Genomic DNA, 937 nt, shown 5'->3' with positions numbered 1-937 from the left:
GGGGTAGCGGACGGGGAGCCGGGGGCCGCCCCCTCCGGGGGCTCGCAGGGCTCACCGGGCCGGTGCGCGGGCCCCGCCGGTGCCGTCCGCCGCGTACACCTCGTCGAGGAAGCCGCCGACGGCGGCGGCGAAGGCGTCGGGGTCGTCGTCGTACAGCCAGTGGCCGCAGCACGGGAAGCGGACCAGCCGGGTGCCGGGGCGCATGGCGGCCATCCGGCGGGCCGTCCCGGCGGTGAGGATGAAGCTGTGCTCGCCGTGCAGCAGCAGCGCGGGCTGCCGCGAGGCGCGCCACTCGGCGGTGAAGTCGCCCTCGAAGGCGCGCTGCGAGGCCATCATCTCGGCGGGGTCGAAGAGGAAGCCCCAGCCGTCGTCGAACTCGGCCGCGCTCTCCAGGAAGTAGCCCGCGTCGGGGACGCCGTGCGCCTCCACGGCGGCGCCCAGAGCACCGCGCGAGGGGGCGCGGCGGGGCCAGCCGCTGACATCCAGCACGGGCTCGGTCTCGGGCCGCTGGTTGAGCACGGTCATGTCGGCGACGAGGAGGGCGCGGACGAGTCCGGGGTGGCGCGCCGCGAGGAGGTAGGCGACGGCGCCGCCCATGGAGTGCCCGAGGACGGCGGCGGGGGCCAGGCCCAGCGCGTCGACGAGGGCCGCGGTGTCGGCGACGTAGGTGTCGGGCCCGGGGTCGCCGCCGTGCGCGGAGTGTCCGTGGGCCCGCAGATCGGGGGCGACCACGCGGTAGCGTCCCGCCAGCGCCGCGGCGAGCGGCGCGAAGATCCGGCCGCGCCCGAAGTGGCCGTGCAGGGCGAGCAGGACGGGCCCGTCGCCGCCGGAGTCGAGGTAGCAGAAGCGGCTGCCGCCGATCGTGCGGCTGTGGGTGCTGAGCCCCGGGCCGGTGCTGGGCATGGCCGCGCTGCTCCCTGGGTGCGGTCTGGGCGGG

1 protein-coding gene is annotated in these 937 nt (G+C 77.8%); it reads right to left on the bottom strand.

The features are described 5' to 3' along the window. Positions 1-51 precede the first annotated feature (51 nt). Positions 52-903 carry an alpha/beta fold hydrolase gene (locus G5C65_RS37730; protein ID WP_165303577.1) on the bottom strand — a complete coding sequence of 284 codons (852 nt, stop codon included), beginning with the start codon at positions 901-903 and terminating at the stop codon, positions 52-54. Between the last annotated feature and the right edge of the window lie 34 nt (positions 904-937).

It is taken from the genome of Streptomyces boncukensis (assembly GCF_011045075.1).
GTDB lineage: Bacteria > Actinomycetota > Actinomycetes > Streptomycetales > Streptomycetaceae > Streptomyces > Streptomyces boncukensis.
This window is presented reverse-complemented; position numbering and strand designations above follow the sequence as displayed.

Bases quoted from the DNA above. Each gene is read 5' to 3' on its own strand.
- G5C65_RS37730 (WP_165303577.1), bottom strand. From the start codon at position 903: ATGCCCAGCACCGGCCCGGGGCTCAGCACCCACAGCCGCACGATCGGC.